Annotated in this window: 20 protein-coding genes and 1 pseudogene; 14 read left to right on the top strand and 7 right to left on the bottom strand. The window is 45.1% G+C overall.

What is annotated here, in order from left to right:
* Positions 1-510 precede the first annotated feature (510 nt).
* Positions 511-849, bottom strand: a complete 339-nt coding sequence (locus tag ACKKE8_RS25325; protein WP_409175450.1) for a hypothetical protein — start codon at positions 847-849, stop codon at positions 511-513.
* A 37-nt stretch (positions 850-886) separates the two neighbouring features.
* Positions 887-1,126, bottom strand: coding sequence for a hypothetical protein (locus ACKKE8_RS25320; protein ID WP_409175449.1), 240 nt, complete (start codon positions 1,124-1,126; stop codon positions 887-889).
* Between the two features lie 136 nt (positions 1,127-1,262).
* Between ACKKE8_RS25320 and ACKKE8_RS25315 the strand changes: the two genes are divergently transcribed.
* The 3 genes from ACKKE8_RS25315 (at position 1,263) to ACKKE8_RS25305 (ending at position 3,756) form a co-directional block, all read left to right on the top strand.
* The gene (locus ACKKE8_RS25315; RefSeq protein ID WP_409175448.1) at positions 1,263-1,856 is read left to right on the top strand and encodes a YdeI/OmpD-associated family protein; all 594 of its coding nucleotides are present in this window, start codon (positions 1,263-1,265) and stop codon (positions 1,854-1,856) included.
* 273 nt (positions 1,857-2,129) lie between these two features.
* A complete protein-coding gene (locus ACKKE8_RS25310; RefSeq protein WP_409175447.1) occupies positions 2,130-2,705 on the top strand; it encodes a sigma-70 family RNA polymerase sigma factor in 576 nt (191 codons plus the stop codon).
* Positions 2,695-3,756 (top strand): hypothetical protein, encoded by a 1,062-nt coding sequence (locus ACKKE8_RS25305; RefSeq protein ID WP_409175446.1) that lies wholly within the window; start codon positions 2,695-2,697, stop codon positions 3,754-3,756. Before ACKKE8_RS25310 ends, ACKKE8_RS25305 begins: the two co-directional genes overlap by 11 nt.
* Before the next feature lie 158 nt (positions 3,757-3,914).
* Here ACKKE8_RS25305 and hcp read toward each other — a convergent pair whose 3' ends face one another.
* Positions 3,915-5,210, bottom strand: a complete 1,296-nt coding sequence (gene hcp, locus ACKKE8_RS25300; protein WP_409175445.1) for a hydroxylamine reductase — start codon at positions 5,208-5,210, stop codon at positions 3,915-3,917.
* A 144-nt stretch (positions 5,211-5,354) separates the two neighbouring features.
* Between hcp and ACKKE8_RS25295 the strand changes: the two genes are divergently transcribed.
* Positions 5,355-6,854 carry an MFS transporter gene (locus ACKKE8_RS25295; protein WP_409175444.1) on the top strand — a complete coding sequence of 500 codons (1,500 nt, stop codon included), beginning with the start codon at positions 5,355-5,357 and terminating at the stop codon, positions 6,852-6,854.
* An 83-nt stretch (positions 6,855-6,937) separates the two neighbouring features.
* Here the strand turns inward: ACKKE8_RS25295 and ACKKE8_RS25290 are convergent, their stop codons facing one another.
* Positions 6,938-7,645: a Crp/Fnr family transcriptional regulator gene (locus tag ACKKE8_RS25290; protein ID WP_409175443.1), complete on the bottom strand. Its 708-nt coding sequence runs from the start codon at positions 7,643-7,645 to the stop codon at positions 6,938-6,940.
* Positions 7,646-7,831: 186 nt separating this feature from the next.
* Here ACKKE8_RS25290 and ACKKE8_RS25285 point away from each other — a divergent pair, with 186 nt between their 5' ends.
* From ACKKE8_RS25285 to ACKKE8_RS25240, 10 genes and pseudogenes are all read left to right on the top strand, one after another.
* On the top strand, positions 7,832-8,872 hold the full coding sequence (locus ACKKE8_RS25285) for a hypothetical protein (protein WP_409175442.1): 1,041 nt from the start codon (positions 7,832-7,834) through the stop codon (positions 8,870-8,872).
* On the top strand, positions 8,859-11,033 hold the full coding sequence (locus ACKKE8_RS25280) for a molybdopterin oxidoreductase family protein (protein WP_409175441.1): 2,175 nt from the start codon (positions 8,859-8,861) through the stop codon (positions 11,031-11,033). Before ACKKE8_RS25285 ends, ACKKE8_RS25280 begins: the two co-directional genes overlap by 14 nt.
* Positions 11,026-11,595, top strand: coding sequence for a 4Fe-4S dicluster domain-containing protein (locus ACKKE8_RS25275; protein WP_017251305.1), 570 nt, complete (start codon positions 11,026-11,028; stop codon positions 11,593-11,595). The genes ACKKE8_RS25280 and ACKKE8_RS25275 overlap by 8 nt, the downstream gene beginning before the upstream one ends.
* A 16-nt stretch (positions 11,596-11,611) precedes the next feature.
* Positions 11,612-12,145: a Rieske 2Fe-2S domain-containing protein gene (locus tag ACKKE8_RS25270; protein ID WP_409175440.1), complete on the top strand. Its 534-nt coding sequence runs from the start codon at positions 11,612-11,614 to the stop codon at positions 12,143-12,145.
* Positions 12,129-12,332, top strand: coding sequence for a hypothetical protein (locus tag ACKKE8_RS25265; RefSeq protein ID WP_409175439.1), 204 nt, complete (start codon positions 12,129-12,131; stop codon positions 12,330-12,332). The genes ACKKE8_RS25270 and ACKKE8_RS25265 overlap by 17 nt, the downstream gene beginning before the upstream one ends.
* Before the next feature lie 28 nt (positions 12,333-12,360).
* Complete coding sequence (locus ACKKE8_RS25260; RefSeq protein WP_409175438.1) at positions 12,361-12,678, top strand: hypothetical protein; 318 nt, start codon at positions 12,361-12,363, stop codon at positions 12,676-12,678.
* A 57-nt stretch (positions 12,679-12,735) separates the two neighbouring features.
* Positions 12,736-13,248, top strand: coding sequence for a hemerythrin domain-containing protein (locus ACKKE8_RS25255; protein WP_409175437.1), 513 nt, complete (start codon positions 12,736-12,738; stop codon positions 13,246-13,248).
* 164 nt (positions 13,249-13,412) lie between these two features.
* The gene (locus ACKKE8_RS25250) at positions 13,413-13,697 is read left to right on the top strand and encodes a DUF4183 domain-containing protein (protein ID WP_409175436.1); all 285 of its coding nucleotides are present in this window, start codon (positions 13,413-13,415) and stop codon (positions 13,695-13,697) included.
* A gap of 108 nt (positions 13,698-13,805) precedes the next feature.
* Positions 13,806-14,207, top strand: a complete 402-nt coding sequence (locus ACKKE8_RS25245) for a DUF4183 domain-containing protein (RefSeq protein ID WP_409175435.1) — start codon at positions 13,806-13,808, stop codon at positions 14,205-14,207.
* A 125-nt stretch (positions 14,208-14,332) separates the two neighbouring features.
* Positions 14,333-14,452, top strand: a pseudogene (locus ACKKE8_RS25240) (SDR family oxidoreductase); the annotation flags it as partial.
* Between the two features lie 7 nt (positions 14,453-14,459).
* On the opposite strand, the gene ACKKE8_RS25235 reads toward ACKKE8_RS25240, so the two are convergent.
* The 3 genes from ACKKE8_RS25235 to ACKKE8_RS25225 form a co-directional block, all read right to left on the bottom strand.
* Positions 14,460-15,059: an undecaprenyl-diphosphatase gene (locus ACKKE8_RS25235; protein WP_409175434.1), complete on the bottom strand. Its 600-nt coding sequence runs from the start codon at positions 15,057-15,059 to the stop codon at positions 14,460-14,462.
* A gap of 164 nt (positions 15,060-15,223) precedes the next feature.
* Complete coding sequence (locus ACKKE8_RS25230) at positions 15,224-15,871, bottom strand: hypothetical protein (protein WP_409175433.1); 648 nt, start codon at positions 15,869-15,871, stop codon at positions 15,224-15,226.
* Between the two features lie 15 nt (positions 15,872-15,886).
* The gene (locus ACKKE8_RS25225; protein ID WP_409175432.1) at positions 15,887-16,510 is read right to left on the bottom strand and encodes a hypothetical protein; all 624 of its coding nucleotides are present in this window, start codon (positions 16,508-16,510) and stop codon (positions 15,887-15,889) included.
* Positions 16,511-16,623: the final 113 nt, after the last annotated feature.

Genomic DNA, 16,623 nt, shown 5'->3' with positions numbered 1-16,623 from the left:
TGTTTTGATTGGTTGGGTCAGTCTAATACTTATTTCTAACGAGCGACGAATAATTCTCCCCTATAACCTGGGATACAAATGAAATGACTGGATTATTTCCTACATCCATCGCGCGTTTATAGGTCGGATTTGAAACGTTGAGATCACCTAATAAATCAGAATGTGCTAGAATGCATTCATCTATTACTTTTCATTACTCATCGATAGACGGGTATAACTGAAACCGGTGAAATGATTCTCTCGAATGAGGTAGAAATTACCTCACAAAAGAATGCATTGAATTCCGTTCTTCCAGAGGAGATCAAACCATTAAGAAGACCTGGTCCTGTCGAAGACACGATCGGAGCTTCAGGCTATAACTGGTATTCTATCACGTTACAAGAGAGTCACACGTTTAGCGTATTTACACCAGATCTTCAGGGGAGTGGGACCTCTAAAACACCCAAAACCACCGGTACTTACTATATTACTAATGGATTCAACTCACCTTGTAAAACCATCGAATCCGATTCAACAACCCGATTTTCCTCGATTGTATTTGCATAAGCCAAGAGGTTGATTCTTGTGTAAAAAGGCAGGATCGAGGTTGTTGTGTACATAATGGCGATAAGCTTGTTTCATTTCTACAATAGCATGACCATGCGTAAGGATATGCCCCAACTGCATATCGTCTTTCTCCATTTGCAGCGGTCTCTGAAAGTCATGGAGCAAGTCAAGCACAGTCTCCGGAGTCAGCTGTAATCTTACACCTGTATTTGGTATGTCGCCAGGATCAATGACGATATTCTCTCCATTCACAGTAACAAAACCGGGACCTGATGCTACGAAACCACTATTAATTTTCCCCATGGCATGTATGTTTCTTTTGGACAAGCAGTCTTATCATTTAAGCTGAAAAGTCCTCGTATTCTTTGATTACCCGATACTGCTGTTCGTTTGCATGTTCTTCCACAGTTTTAACAAGATTTTTACGAATCAAATCTTCCAACTCGGCAGGTACAAGTTTTTCTTCCAAGAGTTCAGTTAAAGCTATTACCGCACACGCCCAATGACCTTCCCACATATTGCTTTGTGACGATTCGGTCATTTTCTGGCAAGCCCATTTCCTATAGAAATCGATATCCAAATCAATCACCTCACAATCTGATAGAGCGTATTCTTTAAAAGAAGGAACCTCTATACATGATGATAGAATAATACAAATACCATAATGTCAAAACTAAAAATTGACATGACACCAACTAGATGAGGGGTGTTCCTTGATGACAACAAGTAAAACGAATCCTAAGGTTGATGAATTTTTAAGCAAGGCGAAAAAGTGGAAGGCAGAATACGAGAAGCTGAGAAGTATTGTTCTTGACTGTGAGCTGACCGAAGATTTTAAGTGGATGCATCCTTGTTACACGTTTGAGAAAAAAAACATCGTTTTAATACATGGATTTAAAGAATATTGTGCGCTGCTGTTTCAAAAAGGTGCCTTGTTAAAAGATCCACACGGGATTCTCATTCAACAAACGGAGAATGTACAGGCTGCGCGCCAGATCCGGTTCACCAATGTGGAAGAAATCATGGAAATGGAATCTATTTTGAAGGCCTATATTCAAGAAGCCATTGAAGTTGAAAAAGCCGGCTTGGAAGTGGACTTTAAAAAGCATGAAGAGTACATCATTCCTGAAGAATTTCAAAATAAATTAAATGAAGTCCCTGCCTTGAAAACTGCTTTTGAAGCATTGACTCCGGGACGGCAAAGAGCCTACCTTCTTCATTTTTCAGCACCCAAACAAGCCAAGACGCGAGAGTCAAGGATTGAAAAATGTATGCAGCAAATTCTCGATGGAAAGGGATTAAATGATTAGTATATTTGATGAGGAAATGATGAAGAAGCGGCGGAAGAACCGCTTCTTTTTTGTTTTTGTATACGTTCCATTACGATATCAGGAATAGTATACTTTTTCTATTTTATATAATGTCTTCTCGATGGTTGGGCAGAGTGAGATGTAGTAGCACGAACACGCACAAGAGACGCTGAGGCACTCACCCTTGTAAAAAAAAATAAGAAGAGAACCGAACCTTTTTCCGGTCGAGAGACAATATAGGGTGTAAGCCGCTTACTCAGGAGGGCCCTCTGAATGAAGAATGAAGAGATGTACGAATTACTTATAAAAATGAAAGAGGGTGATCAACAGGCGTTTCATACGATGTATGATGCCACCTTTCAGGACGTCTACCGGACAGTTTCATTTCTGGTGGATCATAAGCAGGATCGGGAAGATGTCATGAATGAAATCTATATGCAAATGTGGACCTCACTTGCTAATTACGATACGAACCGTCCTTTCCAGTTCTGGCTGCATGGTCTGGTAATCCGTCAAGTGCAGAGATTTCGGGTCAAGAGCTGGAGGAGATTCCGCATTTTTGAACGCATCCGTGTCTTCTCCCATGAAGAGTCTTATTGGGATGAACATACTGCGTTGATGGATGGTACAAACCAATTGATATCCCAGTCCATACGAAAACTGACCGACAAACAGCGGACAGTGATTATCTTTCGCTTTTATCACGACTATACTCTTGAGGAAATTGCGACATTGCTCGATATTCCGCTGGGTACAGTCAAGTCCAGATATCATGCTGGCCTCCAGGCGCTTCGAAAAAACTTAGGGAATCTCCCCCTGGAAAGGATGGAAAAGATCAATGAATATTGAACACAAAATCCGTGAACATCTGCACGAAGAGGCAGAAACGATAGAGTGCCCGCCGGCCATTTCCAAACGAATCGAACAATCTTATTCTCACTATTTGAAACGAAAAAGGAGCGAAATAACCATGAATAAACGATTAATTGGTGGAATTGTTGCTGCTGCGATTTTGATTCCAACCGCAGCATTTGCGGCCCCTGTTGTGATTGACATGCTTACTCGAGCACCAATGACTTCTGAACAAGTCAAGCTGGATGAGGCTGGGAAAGCAACACTTGAGAAGCTGTATCGTGCCATTCCTGAAACAAAATCGTTTGAGATTACAGATGCAAGCTACCTTGGAGACCCCAATGACACAACCAAAAAGGTCCAACTAAGCATCGTCTTGCAGGAAAAAGGGGGAACTGGCAAAAAGATTACCCTCCATACAAACGGTATTACGGATGAGATTCAAGACCTGACGCAAGAGAATTGGGAGCCTAAGGAGAAGCCACTCATTACTTTACCCGATCAGGAAATCAAGGGGAAGGTAGATCAACTCATTGATAATTTGCATGGCAACATCAAAGATTACGAGGTTGCCATGGAGCAAATGGATAATCCAAATCAAAAAACATTTATCTTGAATTACACCAAGAAGGGATCAGGAGGAGAGGGTTACCAAGTATTTGTTCAGGGGAATACAATTAGTCTTTCTCCGGTAGCTCCTGCACCTTCAAACAATGAAGTAGAAGGTTATTTCTCTAGAGACGGTAAGCCTGATTATTCCGCTGATAATTTTTTAAACGATGAAAAACTGTTTGCTTTACTAAAAATGAGCCCAACGGAGTTAAAAGAAGAACTAGCAAAAGGGAAATCTGTTGTAGAGATTGCAGCATCGAAAAATATCTCGAAACAACAAGTAATCGATGTGATCGCAAAAACACAGGCTGAAGGACAACTTCAAGATGGAAAAAATAAAGTAACGATCAGCGATGATTTACTGAAACAGTTGATGAAAGAAGTTGAACCAAAAGTCATACACGTAATTGAACACAAAACGGAAACGGAATGGTAGTAATAGAGAAGAGGCGGGAGAACCGTCTCTTTTTTTGTTTTGTATGTGGAGATTTGAAGGACCCGGGAATAGGAAAAATGGTGCTTCTATTACGAGAATGAGGCACCTTCTTGTTAGAAGAAGGTGCCTCATTTTGATTTGCGGTCACAGACGACAGCCTATTGAGTGATTCCGAGCATTTGCTTCATATCTTCCTGAGCATCACCAATCAACTGAATATGGAACAAGTCTTGCAATACTTGCAGAACACCGGGCTGAATGAACTCAGGCAATTTTGGACCAATCCGTATATCTTGTATGCCCAGGCTAAACAGTCCGAGCAGGATGGCAACCGCTTTTTGTTCAAACCAGGAAAGAACGATACTTACCGGCAACTCGTTCACTTCACATTCGAAGGCATCGGCTAATGCAGCCGCGATCGTAATGGTAGAAACCGAGTTATTGCACTGTCCCAAATCGATATATCTTGGGATGTCGGTACCTGGCACGGTGCCGAAATCTACATCGTTAAAACGGAATTTTCCGCAGGAGGTAGTAAGAATGACTGCTTCTGGCGGTAAGGACGTAGCCAATTCACGGTAATACTCGCCTCCCTTGCCAGGAGCGTCACAACCAGCGATGACGAAGAAGCGTTTGATCTTTCCTTCCTTGACTGCCTGAATAATTTCAGGGGCGATGCCGAGGACCGTTTTGTGATGAAACCCGGTTGTCAATGTCAACTCCGATTCGATGGAAGCCTCAGGAAGCGACAATGCTTTTTCGATGAGCGGCGCAAAATCGTTATCTACAATCTTCGTCACGTTCTCCAAACCGGTTATATCATACGAAAAGAAACGATCGGCGTAGCTGCCCCGAATGGGCATCACACAGTTTGTTGTAGCCAGTATGGCGCCAGGAAATTTCTCAAACAATTGGCGTTGATCGTACCATGCTTTCCCGATGTTACCTTTCAAATGAGGATATTTTTTCAGTGCGGGATAGCCATGTGCAGGCAGCATCTCGGAATGCGTATACACATTGATTCCTTTGCCTTCTGTCTGTTTTAACAGCTCTTCGAGAGCAAACAGATTATGCCCCGTAACAACGATGCATTTTCCTTCTATTTTATTTTGCGAGACTGTGATTGGCTGCGGGACTCCGAAATGATCCGTATGAGCCCGATCCAAAAGCTCCATGACTTTTATTGCGGCACTCCCTACTTTCATGGCCATTTGCAAATGTTCTTCCAAGTTAAAATTCACATTCGTCAATGTAAAATAGAGAGCTTCCTGTGTAATCCCATCCACTTCAGGATCGATATATCCCAGTTGACGAGCATGTGTGGCATAAGCTGCAATTCCTTTTAAAGCAAAGATAATTGTATCCTGAATACTCGCAAGATCTTCATTCTTTCCGCAAACGCCGATGACCTTACATCCACCTGATGGAGTCTGTTCACATTGATAACAAAACATGTATAATTCACTCCTTCGATTCAAGATTTCGCTTTGATTATAAGTGGATTGCTTGGAAGGAGCTGTGATTAAAATCACAACGAAAAAGAACTTTGCCTCTTATCATGGTGGTGGAAGAAGATTTCCCAAGTGAGGGGTGTTGTTATGGTACGAAAATGGCAGTTGCCGCTACAGACGTTAAGTCTAACGGTCGGTTTCATGGTATGGGTCATTCTGTCATCGCTCATGCCTTTTATCAAAGAAACCGTACCCATGAGTGCAAGCGAAGTGGCGTGGGTGACAGCGATTCCAGTCTTGCTTGGATCGTTGCTGAGGATCCCCGTTGGATATTGGAGTAACCGATTTGGCGCGAGAATATTATTTAGCATAAGCTTTCTCTTGCTGTTGGCTCCAGTTTTTTATATTAGCCAGGCGACCACTTATACAGATTTGTTAATTGGCGGGCTATTTTTGGGGATAGGCGGAGCGGTGTTTTCCGTTGGTGTCACGTCTCTACCTAAATACTATCCGAAAGAGAAGCATGGTTCTATAAACGGAATCTACGGTATGGGGAATATTGGTACAGCGGTAACCACTTTTGCAGCGCCAGTTCTGGCTAAATCGTTGGGATGGGCCAATACCGTACAGATGTTTATGCTATTGCTTGCGGGTTTCGCTGTACTTACCTTCTTGATGGGGGATAAAAATGAACCCAAGGTAGTGACTCCTCTTGGTCAGCAGATCAAGAGTGTCTACAAAAACGAAAAGCTATGGTTAATCAGTTTGTTCTACTTTATTACGTTTGGTTGCTTCGTCGCTTTCACCGTGTATCTCCCGAATTTTTTAGTGAGCCATTTCCAACTAGATAAAGTAGATGCAGGGATGAGAACAGCAGGGTTCATTCTTTTGGCGACACTGGCAAGACCATTGGGGGGCTGGCTAGGAGATAAGTGGAATCCCTTCAAGGCATTGATGATTGTGTTTGCCGGGCTCGCCTTGTCTGGTATTGTCTTATCGTTTTCGCCATCGATTTTGATGTATACGGTAGGATGCTTGTTGGTAGCGGCATGTGCCGGAATTGGTAACGGTGCCGTGTTCAAATTAGTGCCGATGTATTTCTCGCGACAAGCGGGGATTGTAAATGGGATCGTATCTGCCATGGGGGGATTAGGAGGATTTTTCCCGCCGTTGATATTAACGATGTTGTTTAATCTGACCGGGCATTACGCGATCGGTTTCATGGCGTTATCTCAGTTTGCACTGGCAAGCTTGGTCTTGGTGATGTGGATGTTTTATCAAGAGAAGCTGCAGCTCGCCGCCACCATTATGGAAAAGACCGGAGAGGCGATACTGATTACCGATACACGAGGAGTCATTAAAAGTGCGAACTATGCTTTTACGAAAGTGACCGGTTATGAGATGAATGAGGTGATTGGCAAGTCTCCCAATATTTTAAAATCAGGCAGACAGGGTGCCGACTTCTATCAAAAGATGTGGGATTCGATCAAGAAGAATGGCTACTGGCAAGGAGAGATCTGGAATCGACGGAAGAATGGGGATCAGTATCTCCAATGGTTAACGATCAGCGCGATTCTGGACGATGCAGGAGACGTCGAGTACTATGCGGGCATGTTCAGCGAGCTCGCGGAGCAAAGACATGGATAAAGAAGCTTGAATCCCTTATGAAAAAAAGTCTTGGACGGACAAGTCCAGGACTTTTTTTGTGCAGGAAAGGATGTAGAGTTTGCTCACATTTGGCAAATATCAGGAGGGCAGTCATCACAATAAATCGCTTCTTTTAAATAGGCAAGGTCCTTAATCAAGATATGTCCGTGGGGAAGCAGATCGATGGTGTCCTGTTTTTTTAGATCGGAAAGCATCCGGTTGACACTTTCTCGTGTCAGACCAATGAATTGTGCCAAATCACGATTGGTAAGGGAAAGGTCGATGAGGATTCCGTCGGGGTGTGGCTTGCCATACGTGTTACTCATGCGGATTAGCGTTGAATACAAGGCACCGATTTTGCCATTGAGTAGCAAATCGCGAAATTTAGACTGCATCCGCCTGTTCATCAATCCCATCCAACGCAGGAAGTCTACGCAAAATTGACCGTTTTTGATGAGCATTTTTTCCAACTCTTGTCGCGGGATGATCCATATCTCACCCTCCATCAACATGGTGCCTGTGGAGGTGTACGTCAATTCCTGTTCGAAGAGCCCGGAGACGCCGACTAGCTCTCCTGCACCAAATACTTGCAGTGTCAGTTCTTTTCCATCGTTCGTGTTTTTAGTGAGCTTAATTTGGCCCGACGAAATTAAGAATAGCTGATCGGCTCTCTCACCATCCAAAAACAGAACGGCTCCGGGAACGAATTTTTTCCTAACAGAAAACGTTTCAAGGCTATTCACAAAATCGGAAGAAATCTGCTGTACAAACGTTGTGCCATTTCCGGTCATGTGGTTCCCCCTTACAACAAGGATACATAGGTAACTCATTATATCATTTGAAATCAATGGTTTGGGAAGAGAAAATCGTCCTGATTGTGGCAATGGTGTGAGGTAAATCACAACCTGGGTTACGAGCCATTGCTACAATGATCTCGAGCGAAAGGAAAAAATGAGCAGCAGCAGGGAGGGTGTTGTATGAACTATCTATTTGCTTCCAAGGTGGCGAAGCGTGCTTTTATCATCATTGCTTGCTTGTTCGTCCTAAGTTACGTGGGAACACGTTTTTTCACGCATATTGATTTGGCGCTTTACGGCTATATGGTGGGGACTCTTGTCTTTATTGGAGGTTTCCTATACCGATTTTCTGCGTGGGCAGATCGCCCGCCAACGAATGTCATTTTGAAAAAGGGGCTACGACTTCTCTTTCGTAAAAGCACGGCGAATACAACGGTAGATCATCTGGCCATCTATCGCTTTATTTGGAATCGGGGATGGTACCGCTGGACACAGCACATTTTGCTGGGATGGGGATGTATCTTGGCCGCATTTGTCACGTTCCCGCTCGTTTTTGGCTGGATGTATTTCACGATGACGGACAACGGCTACTATCAGGTCGTGTTCATGGGTGTGGATGTTCTGACCGTACAAGCGGATGGCTGGGTTGCCTTTCTCTTTTACAACGCGTTGAACATTACTGCTTTTATGGTCATCAGCGGAGCAGTCATGGCTTTGTATCGCAGACACAAGAACATGCAGGCACGGGCTGAACAATCCTTTGTCTACGACTTTTTGCCTTTATACCTGCTATTGTTTATCAGCATAACAGGCTTGATGTTAACCGCAAGCAACATGTTCTTAGGGGGCTTTGGGCACCCAGTTATATCAGTCACTCATCAATTTGCAGTGATTGTGACATTGATTTATCTGCCATTTGGAAAACTGGCTCACATACCGTTCCGTCCCATGAGTGTGTTTGCACGTAATTATCGCGAGCACTATGGCGAGCAGGAAATGAAAAAGTGCAAAGTGTGCAGCAATGAGTTTGTTTCTGCGGAACAGTCGGCAGATGTAATCAACGTGCTGGGTAAAAACGAAATGGCTTTTCAAATGGAAGAAGGATTCCACTTGGCTGAACTTTGCTTGCCGTGCCGCAGAAAATACCGGATGTTCCGCTTCACAGGAGTTCCTACGCACGAGATCAATGCCAGGGAGGCAAATCAACATGCCAAAGGATAAATTTTTTAAAGTCATTGAAAACAAGATACATCCTAATGAAAAATTGGTCAGCACACACTGCTGCTACTGCGGTATGCAATGCGGGATGAACCTGCGTGTAGATACAACGACGAACAAGATCATCGGAGTGGAGCCACGGTACGATTTCCCTGTCAATCTGGGTAAGATGTGCCCAAAAGGGGTGACGGCTTACCAGCAGGTGAATCATCCAGATCGGATACAGCGGCCGTTGATTCGAACAGATGCATCATTAAAAGGCACGGCGGAAGGATTTCGGGAAGCGTCATGGGAGGAAGCACTTGACTTGATCGTTTCCAGGTTCAAGGAATTGCAACACAACTACGGCAAAGATACCTTGTCTGTTTACTCTGGCGTTTCCATGACGAACGAAAAATGCTACCTCACAGGTAAGTTTGCACGAGTCGCCTTGCAAACCCGCTATATCGACTACAATGGCCGCTTCTGCATGTCCTCTGCTGCGGCAGGATTGAATCGAAGCTTGGGGATTGATCGCGGTTCTACCATTCCCTGGACGGATATTCATCAAACAGACTGCTTGTTTTTGGCCGGTTCAAATGCGGCTGAATGTCATCCAACCAGTATGTTTCGTATTTGGGAAGTGCAAAATCGAGGCGGTTATCTGATTGTAGCCGATCCACGGGAAACGCCTTTGGCACGTCGAGCTGATATCCACCTGGATCTGCGGCCCGGTACAGATTTGGCACTGGCAAATGGAATCGTTCATCTCCTGATCAAGAATGGGCATATTGATGAAGACTTTATTCGAAATCATACGAATGGTTTTGAAGAAACAAAAGAAGTGGTTGCTACCTTCACACCGGAGTATGTCAGTGAAATAACAGGGGTTTCGGTGGAGAAGATTGTGCGGGCTGCTGACATTTTCGGGAGGGCACCCGAAGCGATTGTGATGTTTTGCCGTGGTGTGGAACAGCAGGCGAAAGGGACAGACAACGTATCGGCCTATACCAATATGTCGCTCGTCACAGGCAAGATTGGTCGTCCAAAATCAGGTGTTGCAACCCTTACTGGTCAAGGAAACGGGCAGGGGGGGCGGGAACACGGGCAAAAAGCCGATCAATTGCCTGGCTACCGCAAGCTCGACAATCCTGAACATGTGCGTGAAATAGCATGTGCCTGGGGCATTCCCGCGGAAGAGATGCCACAGAAAGGTGTCTCTGCCTATGAGATGTTCCAGCTGATGAAGGATAAAACGATTCGCAGCTTATACCTACTCTGCTCCAATCCGGTTGTAAGTGCGCCAAATCTAAACCATGTTCGAGAGTCCCTGAAAAGTCTGGATTTTATGGTTTGCTGCGACTTTTACTTGTCCGAATCAGCTGAATACGCCGATGTCGTTCTTCCCGTTACGACTTGGGCAGAGGACGATGGAACGACAACCAATCTCGAAGGTCGCATCATTCGTCACCGTCAGGCACAGGAATGGTTTGCCGAATCAAAGCCTGACTGGTGGATTCAAATAGAAATCGCCAAAAGAATGGGGCGCGGACAATTCTTTACTCACTTGAAGTCTCCCCAGGATATTTTCAATGAAATCCGTCAGGTCTCCAAAGGCGGGATAGCTGACTACTACGGGGTCACCTACGAGAAAATTGATCAAAACAATGGTGTTTTCTGGCCATGCCGCGAGGAGGGTGACGAGGGACAGCCTCATTTATTCCTGGATAAAAAATTTTATCACCCGGATGGCAAAGCCAAAATATGTGCGCTGCCTTACCGCCCGCCAGCGGAGGAGCCGGATGAAGAATATCCTTTGCGGTTAACGACGGGACGAGTTGTGTTCCACTATTTGTCCGGGAACCAGACAAGACGAATCCCGTTTTTGAAGGACATGTATCCTGATCCTCTGCTAGAGGTTCATCCAAAAACAGCGACACGTTATGGTATTGAACACGATGAGCTGGTCACTCTGAAAACGAGAAGAGGCGAGGCGCAGTACCGCGTGAAAGTTATTGAGGCAATTCGAGAGGATACGGTGTTCGTTCCGTACCACTGGGGAAAAGCGGCGTCTATCAATCTGCTGACCAACCCGGCATTGGACCCTTACAGCAAAATGCCTGAGTTTAAAGCGTGTTCCGCGAAAATCATCAAGCACAAACATGGAGGAGTTCGCCATGGGTAAACAAGTCTTATACATCGAAATGGACAATTGCATCGGTTGTCGAAGCTGCTTGGCGGCGTGTACACAGTGTGGAGGTCACGACAACCGAAACCGAAACTACGTACTGGATGTGGACCCGTTTATCAATAGACAAACGATTCCTCTCATGTGCTTCCATTGTGTCAATCCTGCTTGTGCCCGCAGCTGTCCTGCTCAGGCGATTCAAATCGCAGATAATGGGGCCGTATTGTCAGCCTTGGTAGAGAAATGCATCGGTTGTCAAAATTGTACCATTGCTTGCCCCTATGGGATTCCCAAATTTGATGAAGAGCAGAATCTCATGTACAAGTGCGATCTATGCTACGACCGTACGAAAGAGGGAATCCCGCCGATGTGTGCTTCGGTTTGCCCGACAAACACCTTGCAGTGGATTGAGGAAGCAGAGCTGGAAGAAAAACGGGCACAGATTCCTTTGGCCAATGGCAAATGGACTGCCAGCCACGACCCGGATGTGCTAGAAGGCGAAACCAATGTGAAAATTAGCCTGCCTGGCATTCTGCAGGGCAAACAGAAGCTATTCTAGAGGGGAGATATACCTTATGGAGAACGAGAAAACCCGCCCAATTCCGTTGAAGGATGACAATTATACACATAACATCAATCGTTCCAATGAGCGTAGTCTGGATCGACGGAGTTTTATGAAAACAATGGTAGGAGCAGCCGGGCTTTTCGCGGCATCTACTCTGCCATGGGGGGCATTAGCTGCCAAGGAGCTGATGAGTTCATCCAGCAAGTCGTATCCCACACAAAAAATCGCGAATCTCAGCGATATAAAACTCGGAGATGCGATTGAGTTTAACTATCCAGGAGAGCATGACAGCGCGTTGTTCGTGTATGTGAAGGAAAAGGAATTCAAGGCGTATCAAAATGCATGTACCCACCTGCGTTGTCCGGTATTTTGGGACCGAGATGAGAAAGAGCTGCTATGTCCTTGCCACCATGGGAAATTTGATATTGCTACAGGTAATCCGCTCGCTGGTCCGCCGAGAAGACCACTTCCGGAAATTGTGCTTCAAGAGAAAGATGGAGCCGTATACGCTGTAGGGGTGAAGAGATATGAAGAGCAGCTATAGAGGGGTCATCCTATTAGCATTGATCTTGTTCGCCAGCATTGTGTGCACCCAGTACACCGTCAATATGTATTTTGCACAGCGATATATGGAGGTGCTATTGCTCAGCGGTGCAACGGTAGTGTTGTTCCCGCTGGCATGGATGGTATTTAGAAGAGACCAGCGAGATCGAAGAGGACAAGGGAAATAATCCGGGGAAGGAAGTGTGATCAGTTGCCATGAATCCTAGTAAGCGAACGATTGCCGAGCTTCACCAAGAGCTGCCTTCCTTGGTGGATAAAAAAATGGGGATACTCATTCAAGATTTGGCGGATGATGCCGAGCCACACAGTCCAGCTCTCTTGGAAAGGCAGCTGGCAAAATGGGAGATCACGGAGGATGAGGAACATTTGCGACTCTATTTTAATCCTTGCCAGTTTGTTGCGATTCCCATTCAGAATGGACCGGTTGTTTTTTCGCAAGAGGATGACTGTATTCGAATGGTTGCCAGGGACAATCGGGGACAGCTAGCGTATCGCATTTCTTTTGGTAACTAACTCCCACTAGTAGATGGAGGGATTGTAATGGGACCACCGCCTATAGGATGTATGGGGATGATGCAGGAGTTTGAAGGGAGAAGGAAGCTGTGTCCAGCTCTGGAAAAATTGAAAGACGACCACCTATCATTAGCTGAGCAGCTGAATGAGCTCGTACATCTAGCTAATAACCTGAAATATACTGCTGATCCTACTAAAAGAAAGAAGGGCTTAACGGAGCTTCATGAGCTGGCGTCCTCGTTTCGGGCGGAACTGGAGAAACACTCCAGACGTGAGGAGGAAGATCTGTATCCCCTGATGGCTAACTATATCGAACGGGAGATGGGACCGATTGCTGCCATGGAGGAAGAGCATGATCTAATTCATGAAAGCCTGATGTCGTTCATTGGAATCGTAGAAAAGGAAAAGTCTGAACCTGTTGAAGTAGAAGCTGTCCACACTCATTTGCTGAAGTCAGTAGAAATCCTCATGGAACATTTCTTTAAAGAAGAGAGTGTGCTGTTCCCGATGGCAGAATACGTACTGAGTGACGCAGAGAAAGAGCAGTTGCGAGTACTGTTTCAAGATTAGAAATCACGTCACCCTCCTACTGGTAAAAGTGGGAGGGTGATTTTATTTTCCAATTATATTCTTTTGAGGGTAAATGTGCAGATCTCTGCTGGCATTTGTCGGTTTCAATCGGATGAAACCAATCATTAACTAGTAGGGATTAAATAGAGGAGGAGGTGTTCTAAGTGCCGATTGTTAAACCATATTTAAACTCATTGAGATTTACGTCCACCATGGGTGCCGGAACTGGTACTGGTGCTACGTTTGCCATTGCGGCAACTGCCTTTACCAATGACGCGGGTGCTGCCGCGACAGCATTTCCTGGTACGTTTGCTTTTTACAATCTCTACATTAATGGGGTGCTTCAGGCAGGTAATACTTCCACAATCACAACGACGGCGATTACGATTCCAGATGGAGATGCCGAAAACGCTGGTACACCCTTATGTGTAGAATTTGTTGTGAACTAAGGTGAAAAGAATGGTGGCCCCAGGTGGATGGAATGTGCCTGGGGTTCACTCATGTGAATATATTCGGAGTGAACGGTCGAAGCACTTCGAGAAAGGACGAGTGATTTTATGAGGCGCTATGTTGCACAGTCATACCCAGTGAGGAGACAGAGTCTGCAAATCGTCCAGCCATTAGGTTCTCCCGGAATTTTTCCAGTAAACCCCTCTCCAACGTGTCCGCCATGCCCCCCATGTCCATGTACGCCTGGTTTAATACGAACAGAAACCTATCAGTATACGGCCATTTCAGATGGAGCCAAAAACATGTATACCAACAGTGATGCTGTCATGCCATTCAGCACTTCCGGCATTCTGGACCCGAATGAAGTTTCTGTTGTGAATCTGTTCATCAATGGAATGCTTCAACCACCCAACCTATATGTTGTCCAGCCGGGAGTATTGATTCTAAGTGACATACCTGTTCAAGGTGTTCCTCTTATTCTTCAGTTCATCAAGATGATTGTCTCCTAAATGGTTGGTTCCATAATGGGAAAAGGTCATGTCTTACATACATGTCATTTTCCTTCCATGTTGTGCCCTACCAGGGATATGTTCGGCTCGACATACTAGGGAGGTTCGATGGCGTACACGGCGCACAGAAAGGAGGGCAGCCGTTTGAGCTCGCTCCGATCTATGTCTACCTGGCCTCGGATGATTCGGGATATGTCACGGGCCAGGTATTGAATGTCAATGGTGGAACGATGACAGAGACGTAGCGGTGAATCAAAAGTCTCTCGTCTTCGATTTGGCCGGCAAGATCGCTTGCTCACCTTTTTCATAGAAAGCAAGTAGAGTTTGGACAAAACTCAATCTCGGCACGATCATGAAGACGGCCAAGGCAGACCCAATGCTGATCAGGGCACCCACGATGACATCTGCTGGATAATGAACGCCTACCAAAATGCGAGAAAGGCCGACAAAAGCAGCGAGCAGCATCCAGAGTGGCCCCGTCGTCTTTCTAAAAAGCCAGTAGGTCATGCAAAAGGAAAAAAACAGGATCGTATGGTCGCTGGGAAACGAATTGTCGACTGCTTTCTGTACCAATTGATTGACGTCAGCAAGCTCTGCGAATGGCTGATTATTCGCATGAAAGCTTCCAGCTACTTTCCCGAATAGCTCAGCGAGAACAAACGTAAACGTCGCACAAACGACCATGATGCGATTCTCATGTTTTCTCGTAAACCAATACACCAAAGCACTCAATGCCAGAATAAACACCGTATATTCAGCTACGTAAAAAGCCACGGGATTGAGAGCCGGATACTCTTTCCCCAAGTCATTAATCAAGCGAAAGTAGTGAATGTTGATTTCCATGCCATTCATTTTTGCTGATCCTCCTTTACATGTAACAGGAGAATCGTAATCGATAGGAGAGAAATGGGAAATTGATTTACCTTACAGAATATTACAGGGTTGTAAGGTTGGTTTCGTAGCATCAAAAAAGAGACGGCAGAACCGTCTCTTTTTCATTGGACAAAAGGTCCCTATTATTTGTTGTTGCCCTCTAATTCGGCTTTGGGGTAGATGTCTTTTTTGATGGTCTTTAATTTTCCGACACTATCCATGGTCACGTTGATGTAATGATTCGGAGAAGTGTAAATCACGAGAATCTGTGTCTTGTTATCCTGGACAGTAGAGGAGTGGATCTGTGAGAACTTGTATTTTTCCGCTTGCTTTCCAAACAAAAGTTTGAGATGCGCCTTGCCTTTTTTGATCACTTCCTCATCACCTAAAACTTTCGAAGCGGAGAGTCCGTTTTGAATGTCGACGCTGATCAGCTCTCCTGTATTTGCGTTTACATGGACAACTCCGAAGTCTGGGGTAGTACCCTCTGGTGTGCTCGACAAGATCACTTCCAGACGTTCGATAGGACCAGAAGTGGTGGCGACGTTCTCTTTTAAGATGGAGGTGATGTGATAGTTCTTCAGGTCAGGGATGACTTCTTTGACGTGATTCAGAGTCGCTTTTGCTTTTTGATTCAGATCATTTATGGAAAGCTCTGCTAACTTGGTCGCAGTTACAGTTGCTTTCGCTTTGTGGGAAGAGGCTGCTGCGGCTTCGTTTGACAGAAGAGGTGTGTTTAACAAAAGGAGTGCCGTAATCAAGGTGAAGGGTAGTGCTTGGTGTTTGAACATTCGAAGCAACCCCTCTTATTCTTCGATATACATATCTTTTTTGGCAGCCTTGAGCTCCCCTTCGCTATCCATAGACACGTAAATGTCATGGTCCGGTGCGGTGTAAATCACGAGAATTTGTTTTGATCCATTTTCGAAAACATAATTACGAACATCGGATACCTCATAGATGTCTGCTTTCTCCCCAAAAAAATGTTTCAGGTACTCGAAGCCCTTCTTGGTTGCTTCTTCGTCGTTCAACGTGACTTCTGATTTAAGCAGACCGTTGGCTATTTCGGCGCCAATGAGTTCTCCCGTTTTTGCGTTCATTCTGACAAGTGCGTGATGAGGTTTCTCACCTTCAGGGGTGCCCATCAGTTCCACTTCTAACTGGTCGATTCTATCACCGCTTCTGGTTTTTAAATTTTCATAGACTCTCACGTGGATAATGTCATATTTCTCCATATCTGGCATGACTTCTTTGACCAGTTCTAGTGTCGCTTTTGCATTGTCATCGAGGTCTTCTGCTGTCAATTTTTTGCTAATGACTTCTTCTTCGGTGGAGGATGCTTTTGCGGCAGCTTCGGTTGTCAAAACGGCAGAGTTCGACAAAAGTAAAGCCGCCATCAGTGTGAATGCTAGTGCCTTACGCTTGGACATTCTCAATCAGCTCCATTATTTGTAAATTGGGCATACATGAATTAATACGGGAGAAGATCTACATAAGTAACTGTAAAAATTGTAAAAAATTATAATGGATCGAATAAAGGGAG

It is taken from the genome of Brevibacillus fortis, from assembly GCF_046196545.1.
GTDB lineage: Bacteria > Bacillota > Bacilli > Brevibacillales > Brevibacillaceae > Brevibacillus > Brevibacillus fortis_A.
Note: the sequence above shows the minus strand (reverse complement) of the source record. Positions and strands in the feature narration are given on the sequence as shown.

Bases quoted from the DNA above. Each gene is read 5' to 3' on its own strand.
- ACKKE8_RS25325 (WP_409175450.1), bottom strand. From the start codon at position 849: ATGGGGAAAATTAATAGTGGTTTCGTAGCATCAGGTCCCGGTTTTGTT.
- ACKKE8_RS25315 (WP_409175448.1), top strand. From the start codon at position 1,263: ATGACAACAAGTAAAACGAATCCTAAGGTTGATGAATTTTTAAGCAAG.
- ACKKE8_RS25310 (WP_409175447.1), top strand. From the start codon at position 2,130: ATGAAGAATGAAGAGATGTACGAATTACTTATAAAAATGAAAGAGGGT.
- ACKKE8_RS25305 (WP_409175446.1), top strand. From the start codon at position 2,695: ATGAATATTGAACACAAAATCCGTGAACATCTGCACGAAGAGGCAGAA.
- hcp (WP_409175445.1), bottom strand. From the start codon at position 5,210: ATGTTTTGTTATCAATGTGAACAGACTCCATCAGGTGGATGTAAGGTC.
- ACKKE8_RS25295 (WP_409175444.1), top strand. From the start codon at position 5,355: ATGGTACGAAAATGGCAGTTGCCGCTACAGACGTTAAGTCTAACGGTC.
- ACKKE8_RS25290 (WP_409175443.1), bottom strand. From the start codon at position 7,645: ATGACCGGAAATGGCACAACGTTTGTACAGCAGATTTCTTCCGATTTT.
- ACKKE8_RS25285 (WP_409175442.1), top strand. From the start codon at position 7,832: ATGAACTATCTATTTGCTTCCAAGGTGGCGAAGCGTGCTTTTATCATC.
- ACKKE8_RS25280 (WP_409175441.1), top strand. From the start codon at position 8,859: ATGCCAAAGGATAAATTTTTTAAAGTCATTGAAAACAAGATACATCCT.
- ACKKE8_RS25275 (WP_017251305.1), top strand. From the start codon at position 11,026: ATGGGTAAACAAGTCTTATACATCGAAATGGACAATTGCATCGGTTGT.
- ACKKE8_RS25270 (WP_409175440.1), top strand. From the start codon at position 11,612: ATGGAGAACGAGAAAACCCGCCCAATTCCGTTGAAGGATGACAATTAT.
- ACKKE8_RS25265 (WP_409175439.1), top strand. From the start codon at position 12,129: ATGAAGAGCAGCTATAGAGGGGTCATCCTATTAGCATTGATCTTGTTC.
- ACKKE8_RS25260 (WP_409175438.1), top strand. From the start codon at position 12,361: ATGAATCCTAGTAAGCGAACGATTGCCGAGCTTCACCAAGAGCTGCCT.
- ACKKE8_RS25255 (WP_409175437.1), top strand. From the start codon at position 12,736: ATGATGCAGGAGTTTGAAGGGAGAAGGAAGCTGTGTCCAGCTCTGGAA.
- ACKKE8_RS25245 (WP_409175435.1), top strand. From the start codon at position 13,806: ATGAGGCGCTATGTTGCACAGTCATACCCAGTGAGGAGACAGAGTCTG.
- ACKKE8_RS25235 (WP_409175434.1), bottom strand. From the start codon at position 15,059: ATGAATGGCATGGAAATCAACATTCACTACTTTCGCTTGATTAATGAC.
- ACKKE8_RS25230 (WP_409175433.1), bottom strand. From the start codon at position 15,871: ATGTTCAAACACCAAGCACTACCCTTCACCTTGATTACGGCACTCCTT.
- ACKKE8_RS25225 (WP_409175432.1), bottom strand. From the start codon at position 16,510: ATGTCCAAGCGTAAGGCACTAGCATTCACACTGATGGCGGCTTTACTT.